The sequence below is a fragment of the Streptomyces sp. NBC_01571 genome (assembly GCF_026339875.1).
Taxonomy (GTDB): domain Bacteria; phylum Actinomycetota; class Actinomycetes; order Streptomycetales; family Streptomycetaceae; genus Streptomyces.
Window position 1 is genome coordinate 6,063,247 of record NZ_JAPEPZ010000001.1, and the last position, 16,712, is coordinate 6,079,958.

The following is a 16,712-nucleotide window of genomic DNA, read 5'->3' on the forward strand; positions in this document are numbered from 1 at the left end:
CTGCGTTGATGCAGATCAGAGGGGGTTTCTTCGTGTTCGGGCCCGCGGTCTTGGGGTGGCTGCTGTCAGTGCGTCGGCTGGGGTGGGTGAGGGCACACTGATCTCATGTCGTCGCGTCGCAGGAACTGCCCCGAGTGCCACCGGGAGATCGCCGTTGTCGCGGGACGGTTCGCCCGGCACGATCCGCCGGGCGCGCGCGGCAGCGGGGAACTGGTCTCGTGCCCCGGGTCGCGCAGGCAGGCGCAGTTGGGGGCCGCACAGCCGGCACTGGACGGGTATGCCGTTGCGGAGTTCCCCGGTCAGCTCCCGCTGTTCTGAACGGTTCGGGGCCCCTCGGCCAACACCTTGACGGCGCCCCCCGACCCGCCCCCGGCGGTCCTCCGGCGGACCTTCGCTTCCGCCTCCCCGGTCAGTTCCCCGCCACCGACTTGACCGCGACCGAGATAGGGGTGGAACCGCTGATCAGTTCCAAGATCAGCCCGGCCGTCGCCGATGTCTCCACCAGCTCGGCGAGGACGGCCGCGACGTCGTCCCGCGGAATCGTGCCGGGGCCGGTCGAGACCTCCAGGCGTACGAGGCCGGTTCCGGCGTCGTCGGTCAGGCCGCCGGGGCGCACGATCGTCCAGTCCAGGGCCGTACGGCTGCGTACGTACTCGTCGGCCTCGCCCTTGGCGCGCAGGTACACGTCGAACACGTCGTCGCCCTGGTGGGACGGGTCCGCGCCCATGGAGGACACGACCACGTACCGCCGTACTCCCGCCTGCTCCGCCGCGTCCGTGAACAGGATCGCGGCGCCCCGGTCCACGGTGTACTTGCGGGCCGCGCCGCTGCCCGGGCCCGCGCCCGCCGCGAAGACGGCCGCGTCCGCACCCCGCAGATGTGCGGCGACCTCCTCCACCGAGGCCGACTCCAGATCGCACAGGATCGGTTCGGCTCCGGCCGCCCGCAGATCGTCGCCCTGCTCGGCGCGGCGGATGATCCCCGCGACCTCGTCACCGCGCGCGGCGAGCAGACGCTCCAGCCGCAGCGCGATCTGACCATGACCTCCAGCGATGACAATGCGCATGTTTCCGACCGTACGCCCGGACGCACGCGTTCGCCGCATGACCTGTGGACAACTCACGGGTCACGAGAGTGATCTTGCGAACGGGTGATCGGACGCGGGAGCGAGGAAGGAGGAAAAGGGGAGCGAGGAAGGGGGAAGAGGGGAAGCGAAAAGGGGGGAGGGGGGAATACGGCGGATCTCTTTCCGTTCCCTTCCCGCTCTCCGCTCTCCACCCTCAACACACGGCAAGGGCACCGCTCCTGAGGGTCGGGAAGGCGAGAGCGCTTCAGGAGGGATCCCCGCCGCCCTGCCGCGGCAGGTCCAGGCCCGCGGCCGAGTCGCAGTACTCACGCACGGCGCTGGTCCGCGCCACCACGCGCCCCCGGTGCACCACGATCCTGCTGTACGCGAGCGACAGTGCTCCCGCGAGCCCGTCCCCGCGCACCGCGAGCAACTCGGCCGGAAATCCCGCCTCCACGCGCACCTCGGGCAGCCCCAGCGCGCACCGCGCCCCGGAACTCACGGCCTCGTACGCATCCTCGGGGCGCAGCCCGTACCGCGAGGCCAGCAGGTACGCCGCGTCCAGGGGGTCCCCGCGGCCCACCGGGTTCGCCACGTCGCGCAGTGCGCCGCCGCCCGCCACGACCCGTACTCCGGCAGCCCGTAACAGCCGTACCGGGGCCGTCCCGCGACGCTCCGAACCCCCGCAGCCGCCCTGCGGCAGGCACACCACGGTGACGCCCGCGGCGGCGAGTTGGTCGGCCGCCAGGGCGGCCGCCTCGGCGTGCAGCCGGCCGAGCCCGGCGCACGGGCTCAGCGTCACCCCGGACCGCAGTCCGCCCGCCATCGCCGCGAGCCGTCCGAGCCGGGCGGGGTCGGTGGCGTCCGTGTGCAGGTCGACCGGGCAGCCGTGCTCGGAGGCGAGTTCCAGGACCGCCTCCACGTACCCCGTGGGATCGGGGTCGGTGTCCGGGCAGCCGCCCACCACCGAGGCGCCCATCTTCACGGCGTCCCGCAGCATCGCGAGACCGTCGGCCCCGGCGATCCCGCTGAGGAGGCGCGGCATCGCCACCACCGACAGCTCGGTGAGCCCTCGCAGCGCGCGCCGTGCCTGGAGCACCGCGTCCAGTGCGCCCAGCCCCTGTACGTCGCCGACGCGCACGTGCGAGCGCAGTGCCGTCGCCCCGTGCGCGAGCTGCAGCAACGCGGCCTCGGTGGCCCGGCGCTGGACCTCGTGCGGGTCGTGGGAGACGGGTCCGTCGCCCTCGGCCGTCAGAGCCGTGTCGCCGTGTGCGTGGGGCTCGGCGGGGGCCGGCACGAGCAGGAAGCCGCCGAGGTCCACCTTCGGGGTCCGCGTTCCGGAGGGTTCCGTCGCCAGGCTGCCCGCGGTACCGACCGCCTCGATGCGCCCGCCGCCGAGCCGTACGTCCACGGTCCGGCCGTCGGTGAGCCGCGCTCCGCACAGCAGCAGGGTGGCGGTGTCGGTCCGTCCCGACGCCGACGACGACGAGTGGGGCGGCTGCGACTGACTGTCGGGCATCGCGCTCCTGGGGCTCGGGGGCGACTGCGGGGAGTCGGTTGCGGAGAGTGCTGTTGTGGACGGTGGGGTGACGGAGAGTAGGCGGTCAAGATCACGCAGCGTGGGTCGAGCCTAGGCTGGCGAACCGTCCTCGTCGGGGAGGAGCGCAATAGTCGTACCGGTGTGGTCCGGCGCTCGGGAGGGGCCCCGGACCTGGGGATGCGTCCGTGATCCAGGGGGCGCGAGCGCCGCGTGTCGCGGTCGTGACGCACCGTCCGGGAGGGGCGTGAGGAACGGGTGGGAGGCGGGCCGGGGAGCGGCCGGGAAGCGGCCGGGAACAGGCCGGGGCGGGTGCCGCGAAACGGATTTGGGCGATCGGCGGGCGAGCGTGTAATGTCTTCATCGCTCGCCCCAATAGCTCAGTCGGCAGAGCGTCTCCATGGTAAGGAGAAGGTCTACGGTTCGATTCCGTATTGGGGCTCTGGTGTGTGAGGTGCCCGTCGCAAGACGGGTTCTGATCGCATCACAGCGGTGTAGCTCAGTCGGTAGAGCAAGCGGCTCATAATCGCTGTGTCACCGGTTCAAGTCCGGTCACCGCTACAGACAGTAGCCGATTGTGGGGTCGGTCCTTCGATCGGCTACTCTTCTATGCGTTAAACGTCTTATCGTCCCATCCGTTCGTCAAGGAGCACTCCTGTGGCTGCCACCGACGTCCGCCCGAAGATCACGCTGGCCTGCGTGGAGTGCAAGGAGCGGAACTACATCACCAAGAAGAACCGGCGTAACGACCCGGACCGACTGGAGATGAAGAAGCACTGCCCGCGTTGCAACGCGCACACCGCGCACCGCGAAACGCGATAATTTCAGGCTCGTACACGAGGCCGTCCCCAGTAACGGGGGCGGCCTCGCGTCGTTCACCCGTCGGATGCCGGGCGTGCCGAACGCCGGGCGCTCGACACCGGCCGTCGGCCAGGACCGAGTGCCGCAGCGCGGCGCCGGACGCCGGCCGGGATCCGCTGCACCGCGGCATACGCCGCACCGGCTGAATACCAGGAGGTTCCGGGCCCATGGCGCTCGACCAGTCCTTCGTGGGGCGGACCTACCCGCCCACCGAGCCCTATGAGGTGGGCCGGGAGAAGATCCGCGAATTCGCGGAGGCCGTGGGGGACACCAACCCGGCGTACACGGACCCGGAGGCCGCCAAGGCTCTCGGGCACGCCGATGTGATCGCCCCGCCGACCTTCGTGTTCGCCATCACCTTCAAGGCCGCGGGGCAGGTCGTCGAGGACCCCCAACTGGGTCTCGACTACAGCCGCGTGGTGCACGGTGACCAGAAGTTCGCCTACACCCGCCCGGTGCGCGCGGGCGACCGGCTCACGGTCACCTCGACCATCGAGGCGATCAAGTCCATGGCCGGCAACGACATCCTGGACATCCGCGGTGAGGTCCACGACGAGACGGGCGAGCACGTGGTGACGGCCATCACCAAACTCGTGGCACGGGCGGAGGGCTGATCATGGCGGCGAAGATTACCTACGGTGATGTCGAGGTCGGTACGGAGCTGCCGGCCCAGTCCTTCCCCGTGACTCGCGCCACACTCGTGCAGTACGCGGGCGCCTCCGGGGACTTCAACCCGATCCACTGGAACGAGAAGTTCGCGGTCGAGGTCGGTCTCCCCGACGTCATCGCGCACGGCATGTTCACCATGGCCGAGGCGATCCGCGTCGTCACCGACTGGGTCGGCGACCCGGGCGCGGTGGTCGAGTACGGCGTGCGGTTCACCAAGCCGGTCGTCGTGCCGAACGACGACAAGGGAGCGACCGTCGAGGTCAGCGCCAAGGTCGCGGCCAAGCTGGACGACAACACCGTCCGCGTCGACCTCACCGCCACGAGCGCGGGCCAGAAGGTCCTGGGCATGTCGCGAGCGGTCGTGCGGCTGGCCTGACGGCGGGTCGTGCGGCAGGCCCGACGGGCGGGTCGCACGACCGGTTCGGTGGCGGCTCGTACGGCCGGTCAGGTCACGGCCGTACGGCTTGGCCGACCGCCGACCGCCGACCGCCGACCGCCGACCGCGGCCGCCGACAGCGGGCGGCGACGGGTAACAGGCAACGGGCAACGGGAAGGGGCGCCCGCCCATTGCGGGCGCCCCTTACTCATCCTCACCAGTGCGCCGCACCCTGCGGCTCGTGACCTCCGCGCGCTTGACGGCCCCCACCGCGCACCTCACGGAACACGCCCCGCGCACCTCACGGAACCCTCCCCGCGCACCCCACAGGACACGCCCCGCCCCATTTTCCGAACCCTCTTGACGTAGTTAGTGATTGAGTACTAACTTTCTCGCATGGTCAGGATGAGCGCAGAGGACAGGCGCGAAAGCGTCATCCGCGCGGCGATCGGCGAGTTCGCCCGCGGCGGCTACTACGGCACCTCCACCGAGGCGATCGCCAAGCGTGTGGGCGTCTCGCAGCCGTACCTCTTCCGGCTCTTCCCGGGCAAGAAGGCGATCTTCCTCGCGGCGGCCGAACGCTGTCTCGAGGACATCCGCCGCACCTTCGAGGAGGCCTCCGAGGGGCTGGAGGGCGAGGAGGCCCTGCACTCCATGGCGACCGCGTACACGCGGGTCATCGCGGAGCACCCGGAGCGGCTGCTCATGCAGATGCAGACGTACACCGCGGTGGCGGCCGCCGAGGAGGCCGGCGACCGCGAGTTCGGCGAGGCGGTGCGGGGCGGCTGGACGCGGCTGTGGGACACGGTCCATCTGCCGCTCGGGGCCGACGTGGGGGAGACGACGAGTTTCCTGGCGTACGGAATGCTCATCAACTGCTTCGTGGCCATGGGGTTTCCGGCCGGCCACCGGGTCTGGGAAGGGATCTATCCGGAGTCGCGGGTGGCCGGGCGCGCCGGGGTTTCGGGCGGATAGACGTTCATCGGGAAGGCGGCGGGCGTCGCCTTTACATGGGCGCGAAAGTTAGTCATCAATAACTAATCAACGTGAGTGAATCACTCTTAGGGGGAGCGATGTCACAGCAGACAGCACGGCGCGGGGGAGCCACCTGGGCCCTCGTCATCACCAGCGTCGCCGGATTCATGGCGGCCCTCGACAACCTCGTGGTCACGACCGCCCTGCCCTCCATCCGCAAGGACCTCGGGGGAGCGCTGGACGACCTGGAATGGACCGTGAGCGCGTACACGCTCACCTTCGCCGTCCTGCTGATGTTCGGCGCCGCGCTGGGCGACCGCTTCGGCCGCCGCAGGCTCTTCCTCGTCGGCCTCTCCGTCTTCACAGGCGCCTCCGCCGCCGCGGCCATGGCCCCGGGCATCGACTCGCTGATCGCCGCCCGCGCGGTCCAGGGCGTCGGCGCCGCCATCATGATGCCGCTGACGCTGACCCTGCTGACGGCCGCCGTACCGGCCGCCAGGCGCGGGATGGCGTACGGGATCTGGGGCGCCGTGAACGGACTCGCGGTCGCTTCCGGGCCTCTCATCGGCGGCAGCCTCACCGAACACGTGTCCTGGCACTGGATCTTCTGGCTGAACGTTCCGCTGGGCCTCGCCCTCCTCCCGCTCGCCCGGCTGCGTCTGGCCGAGTCCCACGGCGCCGGTGCCCGGCTCGACATCCCCGGCACCCTGCTCGCCAGCGGCGGCCTCTTCGGAATCGTGTACGGCCTGGTCCGCGGGCCCGCCGACGGCTGGACCAGCCCGATCGTGCTGACCGGCCTGCTCGCCGGTGCCGCGCTGCTCGCCGCCTTCGTCCTGCACGGCATCCGGGCGAAGAACCCGATGCTGCCGATGCGGCTCTTCCGCTCCCGCGCCTTCGCCGGGATCAACGCCGCGAGCCTGCTGATGTTCCTCGGGATGTTCGGCTCGATCTTCCTGCTCAGCCAGTACATGCAGGGCGTCCTCGGCTACTCGCCCACCGAGGCGGGCCTGCGGATGCTGCCCTGGACCGGTATGCCGATGCTCGTCGCGCCGGTCGCCGGCTACCTCTCCGACCGCATCGGCGGACGTCCCGTGGTCGCCACCGGGCTCTTCCTGCAGGCCGTCGGGCTCGCCTACTACGCCTTGGTGGTCGCCGCCGACGTCTCGTACGCCGAGCAGTTGCCCGCCCTGATCATCAGCGGCATCGGAATGTCCCTGTACTTCGCCCCGGCGTCCAACCTGGTCATGTCCAGCGTCCGTCCGCAGGAACAGGGCATCGCCTCCGGCGCCAACAACGCGCTGCGTGAGGTGGGCGGTGCGCTCGGCATCGCGGTGATGTCGTCGATCTTCTCCGCACAAGGCGGCTACGAGACCGCGAAGACCTTCGTGGACGGCCTGCGGCCCGCGCTGGTGGTGGGCTCCGCGGTGGTCGCCCTGGCGGGAGTCGCGGTGCTGCTCATCCCGTCGGCACGGCGTGCGGCGCGCTCGGAGACCGTGACCGAGGGCCCGGCCCCCACCCTCACCCCGGCTCTGGAAACCGCCTCCCGCTGAACCGCCCGTCCGCATCCGGTACGACACGAGACGGCCCCGCCTCCACGGCGGGGCCGTCTCCCCGCCGTCCCCACGCCGTCCGCGAGCCGCCTGCCGGCGCGGCGGTCACCCGGCGGCTCGCCCCGTCCGTACCGCGGGCCGAGAGCCCCGAGCCTTCTCGTAGTCTTGAGCCCGTGCAGGAACTCCACGACGCCCCGCTCGCCCCGTTGACCACCTTCCGGCTCGGGGGGCCCGCGACCCGGCTGATCACCGCCACGACCGACGCCGAGGTGATCGCCGCCGTCCGCGAGGCCGACGACACCGGTACCCCGCTGCTGCTGATCGGCGGCGGATCGAACCTCGTCATCGGCGACAAGGGCTTCGCCGGAACCGCCCTGCGCATCGCGACGAGCGGATTCGCGCTCGACGGGACGGGCCTGGAGCTGGCCGCGGGCGAGGTGTGGAGCGACGCGGTCGCCCGCACCGTCGAGGCCGGACTCGCGGGCATCGAGTGCCTCGCCGGCATCCCCGGTTCCGCCGGCGCGACCCCGATCCAGAACGTGGGCGCGTACGGTCAGGAAGTGTCGTCGACCATCACCGAAGTGATCGCGTACGACCGGCAGACGCGCGAGACGGTCACCCTCACGAACGCCGACTGCTCCTTCTCCTACCGCCACAGCCGCTTCAAGGCCGACCCCGAGCGCCATGTCGTGCTGCGCGTCCGGTTCGAGCTGGAGGACGCGGCGGGTCTGTCGGCGCCGGTCAAGTACGCCGAGACGGCCCGCGCGCTGGGCGTGGAGCCCGGCGACCGCGTGCCCCTCGCCGCGGCCCGCGAAACCGTCCTGAAGCTGCGCTCCGGCAAGGGCATGGTGCTCGACCCCGAGGACCACGACACCTGGTCCGCCGGGTCGTTCTTCACCAATCCGATCCTCACGGACGACGAGTTCGCCGCGTTCCACGCGCGCGTGGCGCAGCGGCTCGGCTCGGACGTCGTGCCGCCCGCCTATCCGGCGGGCGAAGGACACACCAAGACGTCCGCGGCCTGGCTGATCGACAAGTCCGGATTCACCAAGGGGTACGGTTCCGGGCCCGCCCGGATCTCCACCAAGCACACGCTGGCCCTCACCAACCGCGGCCGGGCCACCACCGAGGACCTGCTCGCGCTGGCCCGCGAGGTCGTCACCGGGGTGCGCGACGCCTTCGGGATCACCCTGGTCAACGAACCGGTGACGGTCGGCGTGCGCCTGTAGGCCGTGTCCGGCCGATTCGCGTCGGCCCGGGAGGCGACCCGCGCCCCCTGTCCCACCGTCCCCGCATGGGCTCAGTAGGCGATCCCCACCCCTTGTCGCACCGTCCGCGCGTCGGTGATCATCGCCAGCATCGCGTGCGCCACGTCGGCGCGCGCGATGAAGCGGCCTCTGAGCGGGAAGCCCCCGACCGCCGTCCGGTACGAGCCGGTCACCGGCTTGTTCTGGAGCCGCGGCGGGCGCACGACCGTCCAGTCGGTCGCGCTCCCGGCCAGTTCGCCCTCCATGGCTCTCAGGTCGGCGTAGACGTCCTTCAGGATCACCGAGATCAGGCCCCGCGCGGCACGGTCGGCGAAAGAGGCGCCCTCGGCGTCGGGGCCGACCGGCCCCGCGCTCACCACCAGCAGCCTGCGCACCCCCTCGGCCCGCATCGCGCCGAGCACCGTACGGGTCAGCCGGGTCGCGACCCCGGCGTCCTTGCGGCTGCGGGCGCCGAGCCCGGAGAGGACCGCGTCCCGGGCCCGGACCGCGGGGCGCAGCGCCTCGGGGTCGGTGAGATCCGCGCGGAGGACCTCCAGGTCCGCGCCCGTGACGGACAGCCGTGCCGGATCCCGTACGACGGCCGTGACCTGGTGACCGGAGGCCGGTGCCTGCCGGACGATCTCCTGGCCGATACCGCCGGTGGCACCGAAGACGGTCAGTTTCATGGCGTGTTCCCCTTGGACGAAGTCATGTGCGTCTCCGTCGGCCGGCCGGCCGACGGACGCGCGCTGCCGGGCGGAATCCCCGTCGCCGATGGGCCCTCGCGACGGTCACTCTCTTCAGGCGACCGGGGCGGCCAGCCAGTCGTCGATGCCGGCCAGCAGCTTCTCCCTGACGTCCTGGGGTGCCGCCGAGCCCCGTACGGACTGGCGGGCCAGCTCGGCCAGTTCGGCGTCCGTGAAGCCGTGGTGGTGGCGCGCCAACTCGTACTGGGCGGCGAGCCGCGAGCCGAACAGGAGCGGGTCGTCGGCGCCGAGGGCCATGGGGACACCGGCGTCGAAGAGCGTGCGCAGGGGGATGTCCTCCGCCTTCTCGTACACGCCCAGGGCGACGTTCGACGCCGGGCACACCTCACAGGTGATGCCGCGCTCCGCGAGCCGCGCCAGCAGCCGCGGGTTCTCGGCGGCGCGCACCCCGTGCCCGATCCGGGTGGCGTGCAGGTCGTCCAGGCAGTCGCGGACCGAGGCCGGTCCGGCCAGTTCGCCGCCGTGCGGCGCGGACAGCAGCCCGCCCTCGCGCGCGATCGCGAAGGCCCGGTCGAAGTCGCGCGCCATGCCCCGCCGCTCGTCGTTCGACAGCCCGAATCCGACGACGCCCCGGTCCGCGTAACGCACCGCGAGCCGGGCCAGCGTGCGGGCGTCCAGGGGGTGCTTCATACGGTTCGCGGCCACCAGGACCCGCATCCCGATGCCGGTCTCGCGCACGGCCGAGTCGACGCCGTCCAGGATGATCTCCAGGGCCGGGATGAGGCCGCCCAGGCGAGGCGCGTACGAGGTCGGGTCGACCTGGATCTCCAGCCACCCGGAGCCGTCCCTGATGTCCTCCTCGGCGGCCTCGCGCACCAGCCGCCGGATGTCGTCGGGCTCTCTGAGGCAGGACCGTGCCGCGTCGTACAGCCGCTGGAAGCGGAACCAGCCGCGCTCGTCGGTCGCCCGGAGTTTCGGCGGTTCCCCGCTGGTCAGCGCCTCCGTCAGGGCCTCGGGCAGCCGGACGCCGTACTTGTCGGCCAGCTCCAGCAGGGTGGACGGCCGCATCGAACCGGTGAAGTGCAGGTGCAGATGGGCTTTCGGCAGTTCAGAGAGATCACGTACGCGCTCCATTCCAGGATCCTGCCGCACGTCCGGGTCGTCCCGGTAGCGCTTTCCCCTTTAGTGGTCTTGCTCGCACGAAGAAGCGGGCCGTCTCCCCGGGGGGAAACGGCCCGCACACGCGCGTGGAGCGCGACGACGCGAAACGTACGACGGGAGGCGCCGGGGACGTCAGTCCTGCGCCTCGGCCAGCAGCTTCTGGATCCGGCTGACGCCCTCGACGAGATCCTCGTCACCCAGGGCGTACGACAGACGCAGATATCCCGGTGTACCGAAGGCCTCGCCGGGGACGACCGCGACCTCGGCCTCCTCCAGGATGAGCGCGGCCAGCTCCACCGTGTCCTGGGGGCGCCTGCCGCGGATCTCCTTGCCGATCAGGGCCTTGACCGAGGGGTACGCGTAGAAGGCGCCCTCGGGCTCGGGGCACAGGACGCCCTCGATCTCGTTGAGCATGCGCACGATGGTCTTGCGGCGGCGGTCGAAGGCCTCGCGCATCTCGGCCACGGCCGTCAGGTCGCCGGAGACGGCGGCGAGGGCGGCGACCTGGGCCACGTTGGACACGTTCGAGGTGGCGTGCGACTGGAGGTTGGTCGCGGCCTTGATGACGTCCTTGGGGCCGATGACCCAGCCCACGCGCCAGCCGGTCATGGCGTACGTCTTCGCCACGCCGTTGACGACGATGCACTTGTCGGCGAGCTCGGGCACCACCACGGGCACGGAGTGGAACTCGGCGTCGCCGTAGACCAGGTGCTCGTAGATCTCGTCGGTCAGGACCCAGAGGCCCTTGCCGGCGGCCCAGCGGCCGATCTCCTCGATCTGCTCGCGGGTGTAGACCGCGCCCGTCGGGTTGGACGGGGAGACGAAGAGCAGCACCTTGGTGTGCTCGGTGCGGGCGGCCTCCAGCTGCTCGACGGACACGCGGTAGCCGGTGGTCTCGTCGGCGACGACCTCGACCGGGACACCGCCGGCGAGACGGATGGACTCCGGGTAGGTCGTCCAGTAGGGAGCCGGGACGATGACCTCGTCGCCCGGGTCGAGGATGGCGGCGAAGGCCTCGTAGATGGCCTGCTTGCCGCCGTTGGTCACCAGGACCTGGGCGGCCTCCACCTCGTAGCCGGAGTCGCGCAGGGTCTTGGCGGCGATGGCGGCCTTCAGCTCGGGCAGGCCGCCGGCGGGCGTGTAGCGGTGGTACTTCGGGTTGGAGCAGGCCTCGATGGCGGCCTGGACGATGTAGTCCGGGGTCGGGAAGTCGGGCTCACCGGCGCCGAAGCCGATCACCGGCCGCCCGGCGGCCTTGAGGGCCTTGGCCTTGGCGTCCACGGCGAGAGTGGCGGACTCGGAGATCGCGCCGACTCGGGCGGAGACCCGGCGCTCGGTGGGAGGGGTTGCAGCGCTCATGGGCCCCATCGTTTCAGACCGGAAACGCCCCCGGCACGCGGGTTTCACAGACTGAACAGCGTGAGAACGCCAGTCCGGACGCGCGCCGCCCACCGGTCGGTCTCCGACGCACAAAGCCCTTACGGACACTTTCTGTTCGACGACCGGCCCCGGACCACGTACACTCTCACCTCGTTGGCCTTCACCGGCCGCACCCGCCGTGCGTACAGCGAGCACTCGGTCGGATGCGGTACGTTGGGGGAAAACCAAAGGGTCGTAGCTCAATTGGTAGAGCACTGGTCTCCAAAACCAGCGGTTGGGGGTTCAAGTCCCTCCGGCCCTGCTACACACTCCTTCGCCAGGATGTGTGCACGCATGTACGTACTGCAATGCACCGCCGTGCGGCTCAACCGGGCGCGGCACGGCCACGACCCGGAATCAGGTGAGGACGAGTGACGGACGCCGTGGGCTCCATCGACATGCCTGATGCCGAGGCGCCCGAGTCCAAGAAGAAGGCTCGCAAGGGTGGTAAGCGTGCCAAGAAGGGCCCGCTGAAGCGCCTCGCCACCTTCTATCGCCAGATCGTCGCGGAGCTCCGCAAGGTCGTCTGGCCGACTCGCAATCAGCTGACGACGTACACCACAGTGGTGATCGTTTTTGTCGTCATCATGATTGGCCTGGTGACCGTGATTGACTATGGGCTCAACCACGCCGCCAAGTACGTCTTCGGCTGAGCCGAGAGCGAAGGGCGCCGTCACCGGCGCCCCTTTCGCGTGTTCCACCCCCATGTATCCAGGAAGAAGCAGCCACCGTGTCTGACCCGAACCTGAACGACGCCAGCGAGTCGGTCGAGTCCGTTGACGACGAGCTCGACATCGTCGAGGGAGCGGACGTCGTGGACGAGTTCGAGGCTGCCGATGCCGCCGCCGGCGAGCCCGCCGAGGAAGCGGCCCTGCACGTCGAGGACGAGTCCGGTGAGGACGTCGAGGACGAGGACGTCCCCGAGGACGCTCTCGCCGAGGACGAGGACGCCGATGAGGCGGAGGCCGAGCCGGCCGAGCCCGTCGACCCCGTGGAGGCCCTCCGCGAGGAGCTCCGCAGCCTCCCCGGCGAGTGGTACGTCATCCACACCTACGCCGGTTACGAGAACCGCGTGAAGACCAACCTCGAGCAGCGCGCCGTCTCGCTGAACGTCGAGGACTTCATCTTCCAGGCCGAGGTGCCGCAGGAAGAGGTCGCGCAGATCAAGAACGGCGAGCGCAAGACCATCCGTCAGAACAAGCTCCCCGGCTACGTGCTGGTGCGCATGGACCTGACGAACGAGTCCTGGGGCGTCGTCCGCAACACTCCCGGCGTCACCGGCTTCGTGGGCAACGCCTACGACCCGTACCCGCTGACCCTGGACGAGATCGTCAAGATGCTCGCTCCGGAGGCCGAGGAGAAGGCCGCGCGTGAGGCCGCCGAGGCCGAGGGCAAGCCCGCTCCGCAGCGCAAGGTCGAGGTCCAGGTGCTGGACTTCGAGGTCGGCGACTCGGTCACCGTCACCGACGGCCCGTTCGCCACGCTGCAGGCGACGATCAACGAGATCAACGCCGACTCGAAGAAGGTCAAGGGCCTCGTCGAGATCTTCGGCCGCGAGACCCCGGTCGAGCTTTCCTTCGACCAGATCCAGAAGAACTAGCGGCTTCTGGACGTACGTCTTCCGAACAGGTCAGACGGGCTCACGCAGCCCGTCTGACCTGCTCGGTTTTTGGCCCCGCATAGATACCCGTTATCGTTGTGCGGTATGCCTCCATCCGGATGAACCGGACGGAAGCTGAAAACTCTCACTAGGACCCGGAGAGAGCACATGCCTCCCAAGAAGAAGAAGGTCACGGGGCTCATCAAGCTCCAGATCAACGCCGGTGCGGCGAACCCGGCCCCGCCGGTCGGCCCCGCGCTCGGTCAGCACGGCGTCAACATCATGGAGTTCTGCAAGGCCTACAACGCCGCGACCGAGTCGCAGCGTGGCTGGGTGATCCCGGTGGAGATCACGGTCTACGAAGACCGCTCCTTCACCTTCATCACCAAGACTCCGCCGGCCGCGAAGATGATCCTCAAGGCCGCTGGCGTCGAGAAGGGCTCGGGCGAGCCGCACAAGACCAAGGTCGCCAAGATCACCGAGGCGCAGGTCCGTGAGATCGCCACGACCAAGCTTCCCGACCTGAACGCCAACGACCTGGACGCCGCGTCGAAGATCATCGCCGGCACCGCCCGTTCCATGGGCATCACGGTCGAGGGCTGACGCCCACCTTCGTAGGCCACGCGGCGCGAGCCGCACATCGAGAACGACCGTGGCAGGGCCTGCTCGGCCCGCACCACGACTCCTCAGAACACATCAGGAGCAGTAGTGAGCAAGCGCAGCAAGTCTCTCCGCGCTGCGGACGCCAAGATCGACCGGGAGAAGCTCTACGCCCCGCTCGAGGCCGTCCGTCTCGCCAAGGAGACCTCCACGAGCAAGTTCGACGGCACCGTCGAGGTCGCCTTCCGTCTGGGTGTCGACCCGCGCAAGGCCGACCAGATGGTCCGTGGCACCGTGAACCTCCCGCACGGCACCGGCAAGACCGCCCGGGTCCTGGTCTTCGCGACCGGTGACCGTGCCGAGGCAGCACTCGCCGCGGGCGCCGACATCGTCGGCTCCGACGAGCTCATCGACGAGGTGTCGAAGGGCCGTCTGGACTTCGACGCCGTCGTCGCCACCCCGGACCTCATGGGCAAGGTCGGCCGCCTGGGCCGTGTCCTCGGCCCGCGTGGTCTGATGCCGAACCCGAAGACCGGCACCGTGACCCCGGACGTGGCCAAGGCCGTGACCGAGATCAAGGGCGGCAAGATCGAGTTCCGCGTCGACAAGCACTCGAACCTCCACTTCATCATCGGCAAGAGCTCCTTCGACGAGGCCAAGCTGGTGGAGAACTACGGCGCCGCGCTCGACGAGATCCTTCGTCTGAAGCCGTCGGCCGCCAAGGGTCGCTACATCAAGAAGGCCGCGATCAGCACCACGATCGGCCCCGGCATTCCCGTCGACCCGAACCGCACCCGCAACCTCCTCGTCGAGGAGGACCCGGCCGCCGTCTGAGCCCTCCGCTCAACCCGGTGACCGCGTCGCATACGCGTTCTTGGTACGGGCCCCGCAACCTTTCGAGGTGCGGGGCCCGTCCCCATTCCTGGACACACAAATCCGGCGGGGGTGTCAGTGCGCTGCGCTAGCGTGCGGCTCTCAGGATTCGCATAGGGGTGGGGACGAATGAAGAGCACGACCATGCGCCGCGTGACCCTCTCGATCGCTCTGGTGAGCGCGCTGACGACAGTGACCGCCTGCTCCTCGGGCTCGTCGGGGGGGTCCGGCAAGGACGACAAGGCGGCCCACAGGAGCACGACCCGTATGAGCCCCGTGGCGGCACTGCAGTCCGCCGAGAAGTCCACCGACGGCGCGGACTCGGCCAAGGTCGAGTCGACGACGACCATGGGCACGCTGATGTCCATGAAGTCGGGCGGAGTCATGGGCTGGAGCGACGGCCTCACCGGCAACATGACGATCACCTACACCGGCGGCACGATGGCCGAGACGATGCGCAAGGCGGGCGCGACGTCCATGCAGGCCCGCTATCTGTCGGACGCCTACTACGCGAAGATGGGCGAGACCTTCGCCCGGCAGACCGGCGGCAAGCACTGGATCAGGTACGGGTACGACGACCTGGCGAAGCTCGGGGGCGGCTCAGGAGCCCTTCTCAAGGACCAGATGCAGAACAACTCGCCCAACCAGTCGGTGAAGCTCCTGCTGGCCTCCGGCGACGTCAAGAAGGTCGGCGAGGAGAAGGTCCGCGGTGAGCAGACCACGCACTACGCGGGCACGGTGGACGTCTCGGACCTCGCGGCCAAGAGCTCGCACCTCTCCGCGGGCCAGCTCGCCGACCTGAAGAAGCAGTTCACGCAGGCCGGTATCACGACGGAGGACGTCGACATCTGGGTCAACGGCGACGACCTGCTCGTCAAGGCCGTCTCCAAGGGCGACCTGTCGACCGGCACGATGTCCTCGACGACGTACTACAGCGACTACGGGGTGAAGGTCTCCAGCCAGGCGCCGCCGGCGGGCGACACGGCCGACTTCAAGGACCTGCTGAAGACGCAGGGCGCCGCCGGCTGAGGCCACCGAGGTTCAAGAAAGCCAAAAGAATTCGGGAGACCACTGGCGCCCCCTGGGCTAGGCTCGCCAAGTCTGTGAATCGTTCAAGTGTTCCCTGGGGGGATCCTGATGTTCTCTGTACGTGGTTCCGTGCGTCGTGGCGCGACGGGGGCGGCGCTCACCGCCCTGGTCCTCGGGGGTGGCGCCGTCGCCTGTGCCAAGGGTGACGAGTCGCCGAAGATGACGCCCGCCGCGGCCGTGGCCGAGGCGGCGAAGAACACGGAGGCCATCACCTCCCTCACCTACCGGATGACCGGCAAGGTCCCGGAGACCGGCCGGGTCGAGGCCCAGGCGGCGATGAGCATGAAGCCGCTGGCCATGAGCATGAAGATGAACGCTCTCGACCAGGGCGCCGACGGCAAGGGCGAGATCCGGGTCGTCGACGGGGCGATGTACCTGGGAGGGGGAGAGGCCGTGGCCAAGGAGCTGGACGGCAAGCGCTGGATGAAGTTCGACCTCTCCGGGGCGGCCAAGGGCGCCGACGCCGCCGCGGGCCGCGGCGCCGGCGGACTGTCGAGCCAGGCCAACCAGGACCCGTCCCAGGAATCCACCTACCTGACCGGCTCCAAGGACGTGAAGAAGGTCGGCACCGAGAAGGTCGACGGCGTCCCGACCACGCACTACAAGGGCACGGTCACTCTCGACGACCTCCGCGCCACGTTCAAGGACGAGGACAAGGCGACGCGGGAGAAGCGCGAGAAGAGCCTGAAGCAGTACGAGGACCTGGGCGCCGACAAGCTCACGATGGACCTGTGGATCGGACCGGACGACCACGCCAAGCAGGTGCGGGTGCGCGCCGCCGCCGACAAGGGCCCGTTCGACGTGACCGTGACCTTCCTGGACTACAACAAGCCGGTGACGGTGAAGGCCCCGCCGGCCAAGGACACCGTCGACCTGGCCGAGATGATGAAGGACGCCCAGCAGGGCTGAAACCGGGCGCCGTCGAGCGGATTTGCTTGACAGCGCGCCCTTCACGTACTGTTCCCCAGAAGCCAAAGACCGC

At 70.0% G+C, this 16,712-nt stretch carries 18 protein-coding genes and 3 tRNA genes; 16 read left to right on the plus strand and 5 right to left on the minus strand.

Annotated elements, in window-relative coordinates:
• The first annotated feature begins 105 nt into the window (after positions 1-105).
• Positions 106-318: a hypothetical protein gene (locus OHB41_RS27440; protein WP_266700812.1), complete on the plus strand. Its 213-nt coding sequence runs from the start codon at positions 106-108 to the stop codon at positions 316-318.
• Between the two features lie 91 nt (positions 319-409).
• Here the strand turns inward: OHB41_RS27440 and OHB41_RS27445 are convergent, their stop codons facing one another.
• Complete coding sequence (locus OHB41_RS27445; protein WP_266700813.1) at positions 410-1,066, minus strand: SDR family oxidoreductase; 657 nt, start codon at positions 1,064-1,066, stop codon at positions 410-412.
• 265 nt (positions 1,067-1,331) lie between these two features.
• Entirely contained in the window at positions 1,332-2,585 is a 1,254-nt protein-coding gene (locus OHB41_RS27450) for an amidohydrolase family protein (RefSeq protein WP_266700814.1), read from the minus strand.
• Between the two features lie 387 nt (positions 2,586-2,972).
• On the opposite strand from OHB41_RS27450, the gene OHB41_RS27455 reads away from it, so the two are divergent.
• From OHB41_RS27455 to OHB41_RS27490, 8 genes are all read left to right on the plus strand, one after another.
• Positions 2,973-3,045, plus strand: a tRNA-Thr gene (locus OHB41_RS27455).
• Positions 3,046-3,091: 46 nt separating this feature from the next.
• Positions 3,092-3,164: transfer RNA gene (locus OHB41_RS27460), tRNA-Met, on the plus strand.
• A gap of 96 nt (positions 3,165-3,260) precedes the next feature.
• Positions 3,261-3,425 carry a 50S ribosomal protein L33 gene (rpmG, locus tag OHB41_RS27465; protein WP_004571794.1) on the plus strand — a complete coding sequence of 55 codons (165 nt, stop codon included), beginning with the start codon at positions 3,261-3,263 and terminating at the stop codon, positions 3,423-3,425.
• A 206-nt stretch (positions 3,426-3,631) separates the two neighbouring features.
• Positions 3,632-4,078, plus strand: a complete 447-nt coding sequence (locus OHB41_RS27470) for a MaoC family dehydratase N-terminal domain-containing protein (RefSeq protein WP_266700815.1) — start codon at positions 3,632-3,634, stop codon at positions 4,076-4,078.
• Between the two features lie 2 nt (positions 4,079-4,080).
• Positions 4,081-4,509: a MaoC family dehydratase gene (locus OHB41_RS27475; RefSeq protein ID WP_266700816.1), complete on the plus strand. Its 429-nt coding sequence runs from the start codon at positions 4,081-4,083 to the stop codon at positions 4,507-4,509.
• Positions 4,510-4,905: 396 nt separating this feature from the next.
• Positions 4,906-5,484 (plus strand): TetR/AcrR family transcriptional regulator, encoded by a 579-nt coding sequence (locus tag OHB41_RS27480; protein WP_266700817.1) that lies wholly within the window; start codon positions 4,906-4,908, stop codon positions 5,482-5,484.
• A gap of 98 nt (positions 5,485-5,582) precedes the next feature.
• Entirely contained in the window at positions 5,583-7,034 is a 1,452-nt protein-coding gene (locus OHB41_RS27485; RefSeq protein WP_266700818.1) for an MFS transporter, read from the plus strand.
• A 173-nt stretch (positions 7,035-7,207) separates the two neighbouring features.
• On the plus strand, positions 7,208-8,263 hold the full coding sequence (locus tag OHB41_RS27490) for a UDP-N-acetylmuramate dehydrogenase (protein WP_266700819.1): 1,056 nt from the start codon (positions 7,208-7,210) through the stop codon (positions 8,261-8,263).
• Positions 8,264-8,334: 71 nt separating this feature from the next.
• Here the strand turns inward: OHB41_RS27490 and OHB41_RS27495 are convergent, their stop codons facing one another.
• From OHB41_RS27495 to OHB41_RS27505, 3 genes are all read right to left on the minus strand, one after another.
• Positions 8,335-8,967, minus strand: a complete 633-nt coding sequence (locus tag OHB41_RS27495; RefSeq protein WP_266700820.1) for an NAD(P)-dependent oxidoreductase — start codon at positions 8,965-8,967, stop codon at positions 8,335-8,337.
• A 114-nt stretch (positions 8,968-9,081) separates the two neighbouring features.
• A complete protein-coding gene (locus OHB41_RS27500; RefSeq protein WP_266700821.1) occupies positions 9,082-10,122 on the minus strand; it encodes an adenosine deaminase in 1,041 nt (346 codons plus the stop codon).
• A 159-nt stretch (positions 10,123-10,281) separates the two neighbouring features.
• Entirely contained in the window at positions 10,282-11,508 is a 1,227-nt protein-coding gene (locus OHB41_RS27505) for a pyridoxal phosphate-dependent aminotransferase (RefSeq protein ID WP_266700822.1), read from the minus strand.
• A gap of 249 nt (positions 11,509-11,757) precedes the next feature.
• Between OHB41_RS27505 and OHB41_RS27510 the strand changes: the two genes are divergently transcribed.
• The 7 genes from OHB41_RS27510 (at position 11,758) to OHB41_RS27540 (ending at position 16,639) form a co-directional block, all read left to right on the plus strand.
• Positions 11,758-11,830, plus strand: a tRNA-Trp gene (locus tag OHB41_RS27510).
• A 109-nt stretch (positions 11,831-11,939) separates the two neighbouring features.
• Positions 11,940-12,221 (plus strand): preprotein translocase subunit SecE, encoded by a 282-nt coding sequence (gene secE, locus OHB41_RS27515; RefSeq protein WP_153289137.1) that lies wholly within the window; start codon positions 11,940-11,942, stop codon positions 12,219-12,221.
• A 77-nt stretch (positions 12,222-12,298) separates the two neighbouring features.
• Positions 12,299-13,168, plus strand: a complete 870-nt coding sequence (gene nusG / locus OHB41_RS27520) for a transcription termination/antitermination protein NusG (RefSeq protein ID WP_266700823.1) — start codon at positions 12,299-12,301, stop codon at positions 13,166-13,168.
• Between the two features lie 168 nt (positions 13,169-13,336).
• Complete coding sequence (gene rplK, locus OHB41_RS27525) at positions 13,337-13,771, plus strand: 50S ribosomal protein L11 (RefSeq protein ID WP_020132675.1); 435 nt, start codon at positions 13,337-13,339, stop codon at positions 13,769-13,771.
• A 105-nt stretch (positions 13,772-13,876) separates the two neighbouring features.
• Positions 13,877-14,602 carry a 50S ribosomal protein L1 gene (gene rplA, locus OHB41_RS27530; protein ID WP_266700824.1) on the plus strand — a complete coding sequence of 242 codons (726 nt, stop codon included), beginning with the start codon at positions 13,877-13,879 and terminating at the stop codon, positions 14,600-14,602.
• Positions 14,603-14,770: 168 nt separating this feature from the next.
• Entirely contained in the window at positions 14,771-15,670 is a 900-nt protein-coding gene (locus OHB41_RS27535; RefSeq protein ID WP_266700825.1) for an SCO4651 family lipoprotein, read from the plus strand.
• A gap of 108 nt (positions 15,671-15,778) precedes the next feature.
• A complete protein-coding gene (locus tag OHB41_RS27540; RefSeq protein WP_266700826.1) occupies positions 15,779-16,639 on the plus strand; it encodes an SCO4651 family lipoprotein in 861 nt (286 codons plus the stop codon).
• Positions 16,640-16,712 lie beyond the last annotated feature (73 nt).